General features: G+C 63.6%; 22 protein-coding genes. All 22 read right to left on the bottom strand.

Annotated elements, in window-relative coordinates; all coding sequences use genetic code 11:
• Positions 1 to 68: 68 nt before the first annotated feature.
• The 22 genes from tatB to PI93_RS05385 all read right to left on the bottom strand — a co-directional run bounded on the left by tatB (position 69) and on the right by PI93_RS05385 (position 15809).
• On the bottom strand, positions 69 to 611 hold the full coding sequence (gene tatB / locus PI93_RS05490) for a Sec-independent protein translocase protein TatB (RefSeq protein WP_039375174.1): 543 nt from the start codon (positions 609 to 611) through the stop codon (positions 69 to 71).
• 12 nt (positions 612 to 623) lie between these two features.
• Positions 624 to 872 carry a Sec-independent protein translocase subunit TatA gene (tatA, locus tag PI93_RS05485; protein WP_039375173.1) on the bottom strand — a complete coding sequence of 83 codons (249 nt, stop codon included), beginning with the start codon at positions 870 to 872 and terminating at the stop codon, positions 624 to 626.
• Between the two features lie 248 nt (positions 873 to 1120).
• A complete protein-coding gene (locus PI93_RS05480) occupies positions 1121 to 1495 on the bottom strand; it encodes a histidine triad nucleotide-binding protein (RefSeq protein ID WP_039375172.1) in 375 nt (124 codons plus the stop codon).
• Between the two features lie 54 nt (positions 1496 to 1549).
• Complete coding sequence (locus tag PI93_RS05475) at positions 1550 to 1975, bottom strand: DUF4870 family protein (protein ID WP_039375171.1); 426 nt, start codon at positions 1973 to 1975, stop codon at positions 1550 to 1552.
• Between the two features lie 70 nt (positions 1976 to 2045).
• Entirely contained in the window at positions 2046 to 2402 is a 357-nt protein-coding gene (locus PI93_RS05470) for a phosphoribosyl-ATP diphosphatase (protein ID WP_039375170.1), read from the bottom strand.
• A gap of 5 nt (positions 2403 to 2407) precedes the next feature.
• Positions 2408 to 2806: a phosphoribosyl-AMP cyclohydrolase gene (hisI, locus tag PI93_RS05465; protein WP_039375169.1), complete on the bottom strand. Its 399-nt coding sequence runs from the start codon at positions 2804 to 2806 to the stop codon at positions 2408 to 2410.
• 17 nt (positions 2807 to 2823) lie between these two features.
• Positions 2824 to 3597, bottom strand: coding sequence for an imidazole glycerol phosphate synthase subunit HisF (gene hisF, locus PI93_RS05460; protein ID WP_039375168.1), 774 nt, complete (start codon positions 3595 to 3597; stop codon positions 2824 to 2826).
• Between the two features lie 38 nt (positions 3598 to 3635).
• Positions 3636 to 4385 carry a 1-(5-phosphoribosyl)-5-[(5-phosphoribosylamino)methylideneamino]imidazole-4-carboxamide isomerase gene (hisA, locus tag PI93_RS05455; RefSeq protein ID WP_039375167.1) on the bottom strand — a complete coding sequence of 250 codons (750 nt, stop codon included), beginning with the start codon at positions 4383 to 4385 and terminating at the stop codon, positions 3636 to 3638.
• A 193-nt stretch (positions 4386 to 4578) separates the two neighbouring features.
• The gene (gene hisH / locus PI93_RS05450; RefSeq protein ID WP_039375165.1) at positions 4579 to 5217 is read right to left on the bottom strand and encodes an imidazole glycerol phosphate synthase subunit HisH; all 639 of its coding nucleotides are present in this window, start codon (positions 5215 to 5217) and stop codon (positions 4579 to 4581) included.
• Positions 5214 to 5840 (bottom strand): MarC family protein, encoded by a 627-nt coding sequence (locus tag PI93_RS05445; protein ID WP_039375163.1) that lies wholly within the window; start codon positions 5838 to 5840, stop codon positions 5214 to 5216. The genes hisH and PI93_RS05445 overlap by 4 nt, the downstream gene beginning before the upstream one ends.
• A 108-nt stretch (positions 5841 to 5948) precedes the next feature.
• Positions 5949 to 6536 (bottom strand): imidazoleglycerol-phosphate dehydratase HisB, encoded by a 588-nt coding sequence (hisB, locus tag PI93_RS05440; RefSeq protein WP_039375162.1) that lies wholly within the window; start codon positions 6534 to 6536, stop codon positions 5949 to 5951.
• A gap of 27 nt (positions 6537 to 6563) precedes the next feature.
• On the bottom strand, positions 6564 to 7628 hold the full coding sequence (hisC, locus tag PI93_RS05435) for a histidinol-phosphate transaminase (RefSeq protein WP_039375160.1): 1065 nt from the start codon (positions 7626 to 7628) through the stop codon (positions 6564 to 6566).
• Between the two features lie 35 nt (positions 7629 to 7663).
• A complete protein-coding gene (locus PI93_RS05430; RefSeq protein ID WP_039375158.1) occupies positions 7664 to 8227 on the bottom strand; it encodes a hypothetical protein in 564 nt (187 codons plus the stop codon).
• A 1-nt stretch (position 8228) separates the two neighbouring features.
• The gene (gene hisD, locus PI93_RS05425; RefSeq protein ID WP_039375157.1) at positions 8229 to 9551 is read right to left on the bottom strand and encodes a histidinol dehydrogenase; all 1323 of its coding nucleotides are present in this window, start codon (positions 9549 to 9551) and stop codon (positions 8229 to 8231) included.
• Entirely contained in the window at positions 9548 to 10228 is a 681-nt protein-coding gene (gene hisG / locus PI93_RS05420) for an ATP phosphoribosyltransferase (RefSeq protein WP_039375156.1), read from the bottom strand. The genes hisD and hisG overlap by 4 nt, the downstream gene beginning before the upstream one ends.
• Positions 10225 to 11565 carry a UDP-N-acetylglucosamine 1-carboxyvinyltransferase gene (murA, locus tag PI93_RS05415; RefSeq protein WP_052241090.1) on the bottom strand — a complete coding sequence of 447 codons (1341 nt, stop codon included), beginning with the start codon at positions 11563 to 11565 and terminating at the stop codon, positions 10225 to 10227. Before murA ends, hisG begins: the two co-directional genes overlap by 4 nt.
• Positions 11562 to 11801, bottom strand: a complete 240-nt coding sequence (locus tag PI93_RS05410) for a BolA family protein (protein ID WP_039375154.1) — start codon at positions 11799 to 11801, stop codon at positions 11562 to 11564. The genes murA and PI93_RS05410 overlap by 4 nt, the downstream gene beginning before the upstream one ends.
• Before the next feature lie 18 nt (positions 11802 to 11819).
• Positions 11820 to 12575 (bottom strand): ABC transporter permease, encoded by a 756-nt coding sequence (locus PI93_RS05405; RefSeq protein ID WP_039375153.1) that lies wholly within the window; start codon positions 12573 to 12575, stop codon positions 11820 to 11822.
• Entirely contained in the window at positions 12572 to 13498 is a 927-nt protein-coding gene (locus tag PI93_RS05400) for an ABC transporter ATP-binding protein (RefSeq protein ID WP_039375152.1), read from the bottom strand. The genes PI93_RS05405 and PI93_RS05400 overlap by 4 nt, the downstream gene beginning before the upstream one ends.
• 333 nt (positions 13499 to 13831) lie before the next feature.
• Complete coding sequence (locus PI93_RS05395) at positions 13832 to 14089, bottom strand: STAS domain-containing protein (RefSeq protein ID WP_010808169.1); 258 nt, start codon at positions 14087 to 14089, stop codon at positions 13832 to 13834.
• 4 nt (positions 14090 to 14093) lie between these two features.
• Entirely contained in the window at positions 14094 to 14714 is a 621-nt protein-coding gene (locus PI93_RS05390; RefSeq protein ID WP_039375151.1) for an MlaC/ttg2D family ABC transporter substrate-binding protein, read from the bottom strand.
• A gap of 198 nt (positions 14715 to 14912) precedes the next feature.
• Entirely contained in the window at positions 14913 to 15809 is an 897-nt protein-coding gene (locus PI93_RS05385) for an MlaA family lipoprotein (RefSeq protein ID WP_039375149.1), read from the bottom strand.
• Between the last annotated feature and the right edge of the window lies 1 nt (position 15810).

Here is a 15810-nt window from a genome sequence, read left to right as displayed (position 1 = left end):
GTCGACTTATCCAGGAATGAAGCCGGCAGCACAGTGCCGGATGGCGGGAAGTTCGGTGCGCAAGCGCCTCAGAAGAACTTGACGGGCCGGCGCAGCTTGGCCGGCGTGTGACGCGCCACGCGCGCCGCGCCCGACTGCACCCGCGTACGCGTGGTGCTGGCCTGCTTGAACCACATCGGTGTGGCCGCACGACGCACGCGCCAGTTGCGGCGCTTGGTCGACGCGCGGATGCCCGATGTCACCACCGGTTCGGCGAGGTAGCTATCGGAATACCCGGTCGCGGCATCGGTGCCCCCGCCGGCGATCTCGCTCGTCGATGTCCCCGTGGCGCTCGCCCAGGCGTCGTTGAGCGACGCTTCCTGCTCGTGCAACTGCTTCTGAACGGTGTTCTGGGCGCTGCGGGCCGCGTCCTCGAACTGCGTGCGCATGTTGCGCAACTCGTCGAGCTCCATCTCGCGGCTCACTTCAGCCTTTACATCGTTGATATAGCGCTGTGCGCGGCCGAAGAGCGCGCCCGCCGTGCGTGCCACTTTCGGCAGACGCTCGGGACCGATCACGACCAGCGCAACAACGCCGATCAACATCAGTTTGGAAAGGCCGAGATCGATCATGTCGACGCCGGCTTAGCCTTGCTTGTGATTGCTCGCGTCCTTGGCCTGCACGTCGATGGTGGTCGAATCGCGCAGTTCCTTGGCAGCAGCCGGGTCGTCCTTGGCCGCCGGAGCGCCACTTTCGCCCTCCTTCATGCCGTCCTTGAAACCCTTCACCGCGCCACCCAGATCGCTGCCCATGTTACGCAGCTTCTTGGTACCGAAAACCATCATCACGATCACCAGCACGATCAGCCAGTGCCAAATACTCAACGAACCCATGACCACTCTCCTTGCGTTTCCCCACCCCTGCCGCCTCGCGACGGGGTCTTGTTAGGGCACTCTGTGTTGACCCCGGTGCCCGCCGCCATGATGCCCCATTCTGGCACATCGCGCGTCACGTCCTGCATCGTAACCGGGCCGGACGCCGGGTAGAAATAAATGTTTCGTGAAACCTTTCCCGATGCGGGAGCCTTGCACCATTCGGCAACCCCACGCGGCAATTCATCGCGATGGGCTGCCGTCATCACTTACATACGCTTCCACGGCCGCGGACCAGCCAGGATATGCATATGCAGATGATAAACCTCTTGCCCGCCACCCGGTCCGGTGTTCGTCACGACCCGGAAGCCATTGCCTTCGATGTTCGACGCGTCGCCATCAAAGCGGTAGCCCTGTTCGGCAGCGATCTTCGGCGCGAGCAACATCATCTTGCCGAGCAGCGCCTGATCTTCGGGCTGGCAATCCTGCAACGTGGCGATGTGCTTGCGCGGCACCATCAGCAAATGCAGATCGGCTGCCGGATTGATGTCCTTGAACACGACGACATCATCGTCGGCGTAGACCTGCGCGCTCGGGATCTGCCCGGCCACAATTTTGCAGAAGATACAGTTATCGTGCGTCATGCGTGTGTCTTCCTCTCGAATTCTCGAATGGGTCGAAGCGCCGCCCGAAGTCGTTCAGGCACGCGCGGCGTACATCGGCTTGTTGTCGTTCAGGTACAGCCAGCCTTTGACGATTCGATACAGCGTCCAGATGCCGAGCACCCAGAGAATCGCGAAGCCGACCATGACCACCGCGAGCGCCACGCCAAGCACGCCCCAGACCACCGACCACCAGAAGGTACGGATCTGCCAGGTGAAATGCGAGGCGTAGAGCGTGCCGGTCACGTCGTCGCGCTTGATGTAGTTGATGATGATCGCCACGATGGCGGTCACGCCGCCCGTGAGCCAGAACAGGGCATAGAGTGCGTAGAGCACATGCGTGAGCTTGCGCAACGCGCGTTCCTGCTCGGCGCTCGGCGCGCTCGACGGGGTATTGACGACATACGGGTGGTCCGTGCTGCCGGGTGAGCCGGACGGGCCGGAAGTCTGCGGATCGTTCATGAGGCGTCTCCTCGCATGAGTCTGCCCGCCAGCGGCGCTACGACAGCGGGCATGACGGCCAAAGGGGAAGTCAGTCCGCGTGTTCGCCGCGCGTGCTGCGCTGCGCTTTCTCGGCGAGCCCCGACAACCCTTCACGGCGTGCCAGTTCGGCCAGCACCTCGTTCGGGCTCAGGTCGTGATGGGCGAGCAGCACCATGCAGTGGAACCACAGATCGGCCGTCTCGCAAACGAGTTTCTGGCGCAGATTGTCGGCCCCGCCAATGCGGATATCCTTCGCCGCGAGCACCACTTCGGTGGCTTCTTCGCCGATCTTCTTGCAGATGGCGTCGTCGCCCTTGTGGAACAGGCGCGCAACGTAGGACTTGTCGGGATCGCCCCCCTTACGCGAGGCAATCACTTCGGCAACACGCTCGAGCGTATCGTTCATGGCGGTCACTTGTAGATCTTGTGGGGGTCTTTGAGCACCGGTTCGACGGTGGTCCACTGGCCATCGTCGACGCTGCCCTCGAACTTCTGGAAGAAGCAGGAATGACGGCCGGTATGGCAGGCAATGCCATCGATCTGCTCGACCTTGAGCAGCACCACGTCTTCGTCGCAATCCAGACGGATCTCATGCACCTTCTGCACGTGGCCCGATTCCTCGCCCTTGTGCCACAGGCGCTTGCGCGAGCGCGAATAGTAGACGGCTTCGCCGGTCTCGACCGTACGCGCGAGCGCTTCACGGTTCATCCAGGCAAACATCAACACGTCGTTGCTGCCGACTTCCTGCGCGATCACGGGCACGAGGCCCTGTGCGTCCCAACTTACCTTGTCCAGCCAGTCTTGCGTCATGATCCGTCGATTCCCGTTCAGAGCCGCACCGAAATGCCCTTGTCGGCCATGAAGCGCTTTGCCTCACCGACCGTGTGCTCGCCGTAATGGAAAATGCTTGCGGCGAGAACGGCATCCGCGTGGCCCTCGGTCACGCCATTGGCCAGGTCGGCCAGCGACCCCACGCCACCCGAGGCGATCACGGGGATGCTGACGGCGTCCGACACGGCGCGCGTGAGCGCCAGATCGAAGCCGCTCTTCGTACCGTCGCGATCCATGCTGGTCAGCAGGATCTCGCCCGCGCCCAAGGCTTCGATCTGCTTGGCCCAGGCCACCGCTTCCAGCCCGGTGCCCTTACGACCGCCATGCGTGAAGACTTCCCAGCGCGGCGCTTCGCCGTCGGCCGAGACACGCTTTGCGTCGATCGCCACGACGATGCACTGCGAACCGTATTTGGCAGCCGCATCGGCCACCAGTTGCGGATTGGCGACCGCCGACGAGTTCATGCTGACCTTGTCCGCACCGGCGTTGAGCAGGCGGCGCACATCGGCCACCTCGCGCACGCCGCCGCCCACGGTCAGCGGGATGAAGACCTGCGCGGCCACTGCTTCGATGATCGGCAGAATGAGATCGCGCCCGTCGGAAGTCGCCGTAATGTCGAGGAACGTGAGTTCGTCGGCGCCCTGCTCGTCGTAACGGCGGGCGATCTCCACGGGGTCGCCTGCGTCGCGAAGTTCGACGAAATTGACGCCCTTGACCACACGGCCGGCCGTCACGTCCAGGCACGGGATGATGCGTTTTGCAAGAGCCATGATGATGGCAGGCGAGCCGGCCGCAGCCGAGGACTCGCTTATGCCGCTCCTCCGGAAAGCTCGTCGGCGCGTGTTTGCGCCGTCGAGAAATTCAGGTCGCCCGAGTAGATCGCGCGACCGCAGATGACGCCTTCGACGCCCTCACGCTCGACCTGGCACAGCGCATCGATATCGCCCAGATTCGACAGACCGCCGCTGGCGATCACCGGCACGGTCACCGCCTGCGCGAGACGCACCGTCGCATCGATATTGATGCCCTGGAGCATGCCGTCGCGACCGATGTCGGTGTAGATGATCGACTCGACGCCGTAGTCCTCGAACTTGCGCGCCAGATCCACGACTTCGTGGCCGGTGAGCTTGCTCCAGCCGTCGGTGGCGACCTTGCCGTCCTTGGCATCGAGGCCAACGATGATGTGTCCGCCGAACGCGGTGCACGCGTCCTTCAGGAAGCCAGGGTTCTTGACCGCGGCCGTGCCGATGATGACGTATGACAACCCGTCGTCGAGGTAGCGCTCGATGGTATTCAGGTCACGAATGCCACCGCCCAACTGCACGGGGATATCGGCGCCGACTTCCTGAATGATGGCGCGGATCGCCGCCTCATTGCGCGGCTTGCCGACGAATGCACCATTCAAGTCCACCAGATGGAGGCGGCGCGCGCCTTGCTCGACCCAATGTCGAGCCATGGCAGCGGGGTCCTCCGAGAATACGGTGGCTTGATCCATGTCGCCTTGTTTAAGGCGAACGCATTGACCGTCTTTAAGGTCGATGGCCGGAATGAGCAGCATAGGCAATCGTGAAACGTCGCTAGTGGGAAGTAAAAGAAATTCGCAAATTACGCGGACAACACAAAACCGACCCCTGCCTTGCCGGGCACCGGCACATCGGGATCGGATTCGTCAACATGACACACAGTATAAGCCGGGACAACGGACACGCCCTGCGAGGCACCGGGGCACACACGCGCCACTCGGGTCACGATCAGGGTTTCCACTGCGCGAAATTGCGATAAAGGGCAAGGCCAGCCTGGGCGCTCTTTTCCGGGTGGAACTGGGTGGCGAAGATATTATCTTGGGCCACTGCACAGGTAAAGGGCACGCCATAGACCGTCTCGCCAGCCGTCAGTTCGGGCTTGCCGGGCACAACGTAGTAGCTGTGCACGAAGTAAAAATAGCTGTCGTCCGGCACGCCGGCCCAGATCGGATGGCCTTGCGTCTGACGCACGCGGTTCCAGCCCATCTGCGGCACCTTGAAGCGCGAGCCGTCATCTTGCACCTGGCCCTCGAGGTCGAAGCGCACCACGCGGCCCGGCAGCAGACCGAGCGCAGGCGTGTTGCCTTCGTCCGACACGTCGAACAGCATCTGCTCGCCCACGCACACGCCGAACATCGGCTTGGTGGCGGCAGCCTCGACCACCGCTTCGCGCAGGCCCGACTCGTTCAGGCAGCCCATGCAGTCGCGCATGGCGCCCTGCCCCGGCAGCACCACACGGTCGGCGGCGCGAATCTCGGCGGCGTCGCTGCTGATGCTCACGTCGGCTTCCGGCGCGGCGGCACGCAGCGCCTGATAGACCGAGCGCAGGTTGCCCATTCCGTAGTCGACAATCGCAATCTTATTCATCTCAAACCCGGCAGCAGTATTTTCAAACCATCGATAATGAATTCCACGGCCAGCGCCGAGAGGATCAACCCCATCAGGCGCGTGCCGATGTTGATGCCCGTGCGTCCCAGCCAGCCTTCGATGCGCCCGGCGCTACGCAGCGCCACCCAGCACACCGCCCCCACACCCACGCCGATCGCCATGAGCGCCAGAATCTGCGCCCAGCCGTGCGCGCGGCCCGAGTAGATGATCACGGTACTGATCGTACCCGGACCAGTGAGCAGCGGGATGGCAAGCGGCACCACGGCAATGTTCGGCCGCTCTTCCGCTTCGTGACGCTCTTCCGCCGTCGCCCGCGTGTTGCCCGTCTGCGCGTTGATCATGTTCACGGCCATGAGCAACATGATGACGCCACCGCCCACTTCCAGCGACGCAATCGAGATGCCGAAGAAGCGGATGATGGCTTCCCCGAACAGTCCCGAACCCGCGACCACCAGCGCCACGGCAATCGCCGCAACATCGATCGTATGGCGCTTCTCCTCGCGCGTCTGCGAAGACGTCAGGCTGATGAACAGCGGGATCGCCCCGAGCGGGTTGATCAGGGCCAGCAGCGAAATGAAGAACTTGAAGGCGTCGAGCGTCATAGGGGGCACACGGCGCCGGCGTCCGGCCGGTCGATGATGCGTCGCAGAGGGCGCCGGCCTCACAGGCCGGCGGGCTATCTCCGGCGCGCAGCGCCGGCCAGTCTCGCGTTACAGGCTTCCCTTCGTGGACGGCACGACACCTGCCGCACGCGGATCGATTTCGACCGCCATGCGCAATGCACGGCCAAACGCCTTGAACACCGTTTCGCACTGGTGATGAGCGTTGATACCGCGCAGGTTGTCGATATGCAGCGTGACGCCCGCGTGATTCACGAAGCCACGGAAAAATTCGATGGTCAGGTCAACGTCGAAGTTGCCGACGCGTGCGCGCGTGAACGGCACGTGAAATTCGAGACCGGGACGGCCCGAGAAATCGATCACCACGCGCGAGAGCGCTTCGTCGAGCGGCACATAGCTGTGGCCGTAGCGCACGATGCCCTTGCGATCGCCGATGGCCTTGGCAACGGCCATGCCCAACGTGATGCCGACGTCTTCCACCGTGTGGTGATCGTCAATGAAGGTATCGCCCTTTGCCTCGACTTCCATGTCGATAAGGCCGTGGCGCGCGATCTGGTCGAGCATGTGGTCCAGAAACGGCACGCCGGTATCGAGCGTCTTCCGGCCGGTGCCGTCCAGATCGATCTTGACGCGTATTTGCGTTTCGCTGGTATCGCGAACGACTTCCGCAATGCGCATGATGGTGAGTTCTCGTCGTATGGCTTGTTAGAGTGATGCGGCCAGGGCCTCGACCATTGCCGCATTCTCCGTGGGGGTGCCGACCGTCAATCTCAGGCAATTGGCCAGCAATACGTGCATTTTACCCACGTTTTTGATCAACACCTTGTGTGCCAGCAGGTCAGCGTGGGTTTTGTCGGCATCCGGCACCCGCACGAGCAGGAAATTCGCATCGCTCGGGAACACTGTCGTGCCAGGCAGCGCCGCCACCGCCGTGGCCAAACGCTCGCGTTCGGCCCGCAATTCGGCCGCCTGCGCGTCGAGTACGTCGAGGTGATCGAGCATGAATTCGGCACACGCCTGCGTGAGCACGTTCACGTTGTACGGCGGACGCACCTTGTCGAGCTGATCCAGCCACTGCGCGCTGCCCGCCACGTAACCCAGACGAATCCCCGCCAGACCGAGCTTCGAGACCGTGCGCATGATCAGCAGGTTCGCAAACTCCGGCAGGCGCGGCATCCACGTCTTCCCGGCAAACGGTTGGTACGCCTCGTCAATGACCACCAGCCCGCGATCGGCCGCGCGCACGAGCGTTTCGATATCGTCGTCGGCGAACAGGTTACCCGTGGGATTGTTCGGGTACGCCAGATAGACGACCGCGCCGGGGTGTGCCGCAATGGCGCCCAGCATCGCGGGCATGTCGAGCGAAAAGTCGGCACGCAACGGCACGCCAACGAATTCGATCCCCGCGAAGCGCGACGACATTTCATACATCACGAACCCCGGCACCGGCGCGATCACGGCGGCGCCCGGACGTGCCGTCGCCATCGCAATCATGCTGATGATCTCGTCCGATCCGTTGCCCAGCAGCAACCGTGCGCCGGCCGGCACGCCCATCGTGCGAGCCAGCTTCTCCAGCAGCGCCTGCGGACGCGGCGCCGGGTAGCGGTTGAGCGCTACATCGGCCAGTCGCTGCCCCAACGCGTGGCGCAGCGCTTCGGGCAAGCCGTAGGGGTTCTCCATCGCGTCGAGCTTGAGGAAACCGCTGGCGTCGGGCACGGGGTAGGTGCTCATGGCGAGCACATCGGGGCGGATCACTTGGTCGACGGACATGGCGATGGATGAAAAGCGTGCGTGAAGATAACGAATCAGTTGAAGGCGAACGTCAGCCGTCCGGCATCGGCGCCGTCGATCTTGACGGTGCACCGGCGGCCGGTCTCCACGCTGCCGAGGGCGTCCGTGATGCGCTGTACGCGCACGCCGGTCTGCCAGGACAGCGCCTGTGCCACTGCCGGACTCACGCGTGCGGGTGACTCCTCGGCTTCGCAGCGCATGGCCACCAGGCGGTTACCCACGCGGGCGAACACGCCGTGGGCCACTTCGTCGTCGGTGCCACGCAGCGCGGTCTTGCCGTTCAGCCGCAACACGTAGACGTCGTTGTCGAACGCCTGACGGCTCACGCACACGGTCAATCGTTCGACGGACGCGCCGTCGAACGTGGCGTGCTGGCAGTCATGGCCCGAGGCATGGGCGGCGGTGCTGGCCGCGAACGCAATGACGATCGGCGCGAGTACGGCGGCAGCACGCCGCGCAGCCCGCGCAAGGCGGGCTGGCAGTGAAAATAACGGGGAGGCGGTGATTGCGCGGGTCCGACGCCAGGCGGTAGCCGGCGTCGTTTGACAGTACGCGGGCCGCAGGGCGTCGTCGCGCATGTCAGGACTCGTGATGCAGGCGGTATTCCGCGCTGCGCGCGTGCGCTTGCAGACCTTCGCCGTAAGCCAGTTCGGCGGCGATCTCGCCGAGCATGCGGGCACCGCCCTCGCTCACTTCGATGAGGCTCGATCGCTTGATGAAGTCGTACACCCCCAGCGGCGACGAGAATCGCGCGGTACGCGACGTCGGCAGCACGTGGTTGGGGCCGGCGCAGTAATCGCCCAGACTCTCGCTTGTGAACTTGCCGAGGAAAATCGCACCGGCGTGGCGGATCTTCTCGCCCCACTGCTGCGGTGTCTCGGCCGAGATTTCCAAATGCTCGGGCGCGATCACGTTGGCGATCTCGCAGGCTTCCGCCATATCGCGCACCTTGACCAGCGCACCACGGCCTTGCAGCGAAGCGGCGATCACATCGCGACGCGGCATCTCTTCGATCTGGCGCTCCATCGAGGCGTGCACACGCGCGAGGTATTTCTCGTCCGGGCATAGCAGGATCGACTGCGCGAGTTCGTCGTGCTCGGCCTGCGAGAACAGGTCCATGGCCACCCAGTCGGGGTCTGTCGAGCCGTCGCAGATGACGAGAATTTCCGACGGGCCAGCGATCATGTCGATGCCGACGGTGCCGAACACGCGACGCTTGGCCGCTGCCACGAAGGCGTTGCCCGGGCCAACGATCTTGTCGACTGCCGGCACCGTTTCGGTGCCATACGCCAGCGCGCCAACGGCCTGCGCGCCACCGATGGTGAACACGCGATCGACACCGGCGATATGCGCGGCGGCGAGCACCAGCGGGTTCTGCACGCCGTCCGGCGTGGGCACCACCATGATGATGTCCTTCACGCCCGCGACACGCGCCGGAATCGCGTTCATCAGCACCGACGACGGATACGCCGCCTTGCCGCCCGGCACATAGATGCCGACGCGATCGAGCGGCGTGACCTTCTGGCCCAGCACCGTGCCGTCCGACTCGGTGTACTGCCAGCTATGGGTGCCGCATTCGATGCGTTGCTTCTCGTGGTAGGCGCGCACGCGCGCGGCCGCCGCTTCGAGCGCGGCACGACGCTTCGGCTCGAGGCTTTCGAGCGCCGCGGCCAATGCTTCGGCGGGCAACTCGAGCGCCGTCATGTCGCGTGCGCTCAGACGGTCGAACTTGTTGGTGTATTCGATCACGGCCGCATCGCCGCGCGTCTTCACGTCGGCGAGAATTTCGGCGGCCGCGCGGTCGATGGCGGCGTCTTCGCTCGCCTCGAACGCCAGCACCTCGCGAAGCTGCTTCGCGAAGCCGTCAGCGGAGGAATCGAGTTTGCGAATATCGAGTTTCATGCTGTTTGCCGGGAGGCCTGCTCGAAGGCATCCAGAATAGGCTGCAACGACTCGCGTTTCAACTTGAGCGCAGCCTGATTGATCACGAGGCGGGACGAGATATCCATGATCTCTTCCACTTCCACCAGATTGTTGGCCCGCAGCGTACCGCCGGTGCTCACCAGATCGACGATCGCGTCGGCCAGACCGACGAGCGGGCCCAGTTCCATCGAGCCGTACAGCTTGATCAGGTCGACGTGCACGCCCTTGGCCGCGAAGTGCTCGCGCGCGGTCTGCACGTACTTGGTCGCCACCCGCAGGCGCGCGCCCTGACGCACGGCATTCGCGTAATCGAAACCCTTCGGTACAGCCACAGACATGCGGCAACGCGCAATGTTCAAATCGATCGGCTGGTACAGACCGCCACCGCCGTGTTCGATGAGCACATCCTTGCCGGCCACACCAAAGTCGGCGGCACCATATTGCACGTAGGTCGGCACGTCGGTCGCGCGCACGATGATGACGCGCAGATTCGCGTCCGTCGTCGGCAGAATCAGCTTGCGCGAGGTCTCCGGATCTTCCGTGACTTCGATACCGGCGGCAGCCAGCAGCGGCAGCGTCTCCGTGAAGATACGGCCTTTGGAAAGCGCCAGCGTCAGCGGCTGAGCGAGCGGCTGGGCCGGCTTGGCGGAACTCATGCAATCTCTCCCTGGCGTGCTTCGACACGCCGGATTCGCGCGCCCACGGCGCACAACTTTGCCTCGATACGATGATAGCCGCGATCGAGGTGATGGATACGGTCGACGAGCGTGCGGCCATCGGCCGTCAGACCCGCGACGATCAGGCTGGCAGACGCGCGCAAGTCGGTCGCCATCACATGCGCACCCGACAGGCGATCCACGCCGGAAATCCGCGCCGTGTTGCCGTCGATGCCGATATTCGCGCCCAGACGCATCAATTCCTGCACATGCATGAAGCGGTTCTCGAAGATCGTCTCGACGACCTGCGAAGCCCCTTGCGCAATGCAGTTCAGCGCCATGAACTGCGCCTGCATGTCGGTCGGAAACGCCGGATATTCCGACGTCTGGAAACTGACTGCCCGCGCGCGCCGGTCCATCGTCACGCGCAGCCAATCCGCACCGGCCGTCACGTTCGCGCCCGTTTCGCGCAATTTCTCGATCACCGCGTCGAGCGTGGACGGCACCACGCGACGCAAGGTGATATCGCCGCGCGTCGCCACGGCCGCGCACAGGAACGTGCCGGCCTCGATGCGGTCGGGCACGACATCGTGCGTTGCACCATGCAAGCGCGCCACGCCGGTCACCACCAGACGGTCGGTGCCGATACCTTCGATCCTGGCGCCCATCTTCACCAGGAGGTGCGCCAGATCGGTCACTTCCGGCTCACGCGCGGCGTTGGCCAGCACGGTCACGCCGTCGGCGAGCGTTGCCGCCATGAGCAGGTTTTCCGTGCCGGTGACGGTGATCATGTCCGTCACGAGCGTCTCGCCGCGCAGACGCGCCGCCTTGGCCACGATGTCGCCATGCGTGAGCGTGATCTCGGCGCCCATCTTTTGCAGACCCTTGATGTGCTGGTCGACGGGCCGTGCGCCAATGGCGCATCCCCCCGGCAACGACACCCGCGCTTCGCCGCAACGTGCCAGCAACGGGCCGAGCACCAGAATCGACGCCCGCATCGTCTTCACGAGATCGTAGGGGGCCGCAGGCTCGGTGATCTGCGACGCGTCGAGCGTCACCGATTCGCCATTACGCCCGACCTTCACGCCCATGCGCGCGAGCAGCGTCAGCATGGTGCGCACGTCGTGCAGATCGGGCACATTGCCGAGCACCAGCGGCTCGGCCGTCAGCAGGCTCGCACACAGAATGGGCAACGCTGCGTTCTTGGCACCCGAGACGGTGATCTCTCCCGCCAGCCGCTCGCCACCTTCGATTTCGAGGTGGTCCGCGGCCACACGCTCGCCAGCAGCAGCCTCGCTATTGCCAGTTGCGCCAGCACTCTCTTGCGTCATCCTCATTGCGCCTGAAACTCCGTGGGCGTCAGGGTCTTCATCGACAACGCATGAATTTCTGCCTTCATGCGATCGCCCAATGCGCCATACACGAGTTGATGGCGCGCGATGAGGCGCTTGCCTTCGAACTGCGTGCTCACGATGGTCGCAAAGAAGTGCTGGCCATCACCTTCGACGGCCACATGTTCGCAAGCCAGACCGGCTTCGATGTACTGCTTGATTTGTTCGGGGGTAGGCAGCATTGCTGATCCTGGAGAAGTTCAGTGACGCAGTTTGTAGCCGCGGCGCAGCAGATTCAGCGCCACGATTGCGAGTATGAGGAAAGTCGCACCGACGACGGCAAGGCTCGTCTCCGGGGCTACGTCGGACACGCCGAAGAAACCGTAACGGAACCCGTCGATCATGTAGAAGAACGGGTTGAAATGCGAGACAGCCTGCCACAGCGGCGGCAGCGAGTGAATCGAGTAAAACACGCCCGCGAGGAACGTTGCCGGCATGATCAGGAAGTTCTGGAACGCCGCGAGCTGGTCGAATTTCTCTGCCCAGATCCCCGCGATCAGTCCCAGCGTGCCGAGAATTGCCGCGCCGAGAAACGCGAAGCCGATGATCCACAACGGTGCGGCAAACGACAGGTGCGTGAACGCCGCCGTGACCACGAAGACCCCCAGCCCCACCGACAACCCACGCACGACGGCGGCGAGCACATACGCGCCATACATCTCCCAGTGCGAGAGCGGCGGCAGCAGCACGAATACGAGGTTGCCCGTGATCTTGGACTGGATCAGCGACGACGAACTGTTGGCGAACGCGTTCTGCAACACGCTCATCATCACCAGACCCGGCACGAGGAATGCCGTGTAGGTGATCTGGTCATAAACCGTCACGCGATCTTCGAGCACATGGCCGAAGATCATGAGGTACAGCAGCGCGGTGAGCACCGGCGCGCCCACGGTCTGGAAGCTGACCTTCCAGAAGCGCAGGACTTCCTTATAGAACAGCGTGCGAAAGCCGATCATGCCGACACCTCCTGCGTGCGCGAACCGGACATGATCTGCACGAACACGTCCTCGAGATCGGCCTTCTGAATGTCGATGTCCTCGACGATCCCGCCTGCCGCCCGGCAGGTGGCGAGAATCGATTCCACTTCGTCGCAGCCCGCCAGACGCAGCGCGAACTGGTGTCCGCCCGTGTCCTGAGCATCGACCAGCAACGGACGCAACGAGTCTGGCAGCGTGCCCTGCTTGAAACGCAACACGAGACGTGTGCCCGCGAAACGCTGAAGCAACGAGGCCGTGCGCTCGAGCGCCACGACTTCGCCACGCTTGAGCATGGCGATGCGGTCGCACAGCGTTTCGGCTTCTTCCAGATAGTGGGTCGTCAGCACGATGGTGTGGCCCTCGCGGTTCAGACGCGAGATGAATTTCCACAGCGTCTGACGCAGTTCCACGTCGACCCCGGCGGTCGGCTCGTCGAGCACGATCACGGGCGGACGGTGCACGAGCGCCTGCGCCACGAGCACGCGCCGCTTCATGCCGCCCGAGAGCTGACGCATGTTGGCGTTCGCCTTGTCGGTCAGATCGAGGTTGGCCATCACTTCGTCGATCCAGTCGTCGTTACGCGTGAGCCCGAAGTAGCCGGACTGGATACGCAGCGTTTCGCGCACGGAGAAGAACGGATCGAAGACGAGTTCCTGCGGCACCACGCCGAGCTTGCGACGGGCATTGCGGTAGTCTCGCACCACGTCGTGGCCGAGGACGCTGATGTTGCCCGAATCTGCGCGTGCGAGGCCCGCGAGAATGCTGATCAGCGTAGTTTTGCCGGCACCATTGGGGCCAAGCAGACCGAAGAATTCACCCTCTTCGATCGAAAAGCTGACGCCTTTGAGCGCCTGCAACGCCTGATAGCGTTTTTTGACGTTACGGATTTCGATGGCGGCCATGGACTGCGCGCACCCGTCTTGGCGGGTGCGCCATTGTGTGTTCTCCGGCCACAGCCGGCCGTGTGCGCTTGACCGCTGAGATTGCGGCAGCGGCCATATCGGCGGCAAACGTGCCCGGATGAGGGTAACTGCCCAAAAGTTGGCAGAAAACCCCTGATTATAAAGGAAGCCGGTATCGGCCGTGCTTCCGGCGGGTCTGACGGCTCCCGCAACGGGCGTAACCGTTGAAAAGTCGGTAACGCGCAGCGTTCGGCCCGCGCCACGGCCTCACCCATAAAAAAAGCGCCGTTGGGAGACGGCGCTTTCATCAGGGCGGCAGTCCGGCCAGGCGCATCAGCTCGAGAGCAGATGGTCGACGCCGTACACGAGCGCAAGGCTGGCCAACCCCGTCGGCAAGTTAGTGAACGCCAACGTCGCGCCCCGACGGACCGCGTGGCGGCGCAGGGCCAGCAACACGGCCAGCGCCGACGAGTCGAAATGCGTCAGTCCAGCGCAATCGATCTGGGTCTCGCCCGCGTCGATGCGATCGATCGCCTTGGCGAGCACATCGCCCGCGGTGTCGTGCGTGAGGTCGGTCTGCAACGCGAGCATGCGCTTACTTGCCGCCTGCGAGTTGCTGGTTGCGCGTCTTCAGGAACTGGATCAGGCCATCGACACCGTTCTTGTTGATCTGCTCGGCGAACTGGCTGCGATAGGTCTGGATGAGCCACGCGCCCAGCACGTTCAGGTCATACAGCTTCCATTCGCCGCTGGCGTTCTTGTACAGACGGTAATCGAGTTCGATCGGCTGACCGTTGTTCAACACGCTGGTGTTGACCGCGACATCGGTATCGCCCGGTTGCGCGCGGAACGGCTTGTATTCGACCTGTTGATCGCGAATCTGTGCGATGGCGCCAGCATACGTGTACAGCAGCAGCTTCTTGAATTCGTTCGTGAGCTGGTCGCGTTGTTGCGGCGTGGCGGTCGCCCATGCACGGCCGGTCGCCAGTTGCGTGGTCTTCGCAAAATCCGCGTGCGGCATGATCTTCGTTTCGATCAGCCGGGTAATGCTGTTCAGATCACCCTTCTGCACATTCGGATCGCTCTTGGCGGCAGCCATCACTTCGGTCACGGTCTGCTTGACCAGCGCGTCCGGTGCCTGGGCCTGCGCCATGGCAGAGCCTGCGGCGGTGTAAGTCATGAACGCCATGACAGGAATGAGCCAGAACTTCTTCATTGTGGACTTCCTCTTTCGAGTGACGAGTGTTGCGGGATTGGATACCCGCATTGCGTCTTGAGTTCTCGGATTGACGGCAGTGTCGTGTAACAAACTGTTGCCCGACAGTTTGCCGACGACGCCCCGGCGAGCGGGGCGCACCGTCATTGTTGTGGATCGATGCCGATCGATGCGTGTTCAGCGTCGATTAACTGTCGATTAACGACGGAACGGCAGACCTCCCGGGACCATCTTCCCCGGCACCGGTGAGCCTTGCGGCGCTTCCAATTCGCCTTGCGCCCCCGGCGCCGGCGCGGTGGCGCCCGACGCGGGTGCAGCCGGCATCGGCTGAGCGCTCGTGCCGCCCGCCGCCGCCCCTGCGGCACCGGCAGCGTCGCCTTCGTCTTCGTAGTTCGGCAGCGTGGAATCGCCCGTTGCGCCGCCGTTGATCAGGTACTTGCGACGCGCCAGATAGGCGTCTCGCGTGAACGAGTACGGGTCGAGCGCTGCGGCTTCAAGCAGGTTCGATGCGTCGAGCAGGTTCGCACGCGTGTTCACCAGACGCACGCCGTAAATCGTGTAGCTCACCCAGTCCGGCTTGATATACGACGTCGGGTCGATGAACATGTTGCCCGCCATACCGACGGTGTCACGCACGGTGCTCGGACCAAGCAGCGGCAACACGAGGTACGGACCGTCAGGCAAGCCCCACTTGCCCAGCGTCACGCCGAAATCCTGGCTGTGCTTCGGCAACCCGGCCGGCGTTGCAAAGTCGAACAGACCACCCACACCGAAGAACGTGTTCATGGTCAGGCGCATCAGATCCTGCGCAGCCGCCGTGATCTCCAACTGCAACAGATTGTTGGCGAAGTTGTACACGTCGCCCACGTTCGAGAAGAAGTTCGTGACCATATCGCGCGCCGGCTCCGGCACTGCGAAACGGTAGCCCTTGGCCACCGGGACCATGACCGCCTTGTCGAGCGTGTCGTTGAACGAATACATCGAACGGTTGAAACCTTCGATGGGGTCAGCGGGATTCGGGTTGGTGACAGTCGCGCAACCTGCCAGCGCCATCGCGCCAGCGGCCAGCACTGCCGAAGTACGGAAGCTGGTCATT

It is taken from the genome of Pandoraea fibrosis (genome assembly GCF_000807775.2).
GTDB lineage: Bacteria > Pseudomonadota > Gammaproteobacteria > Burkholderiales > Burkholderiaceae > Pandoraea > Pandoraea fibrosis.
This window is presented reverse-complemented; position numbering and strand designations above follow the sequence as displayed.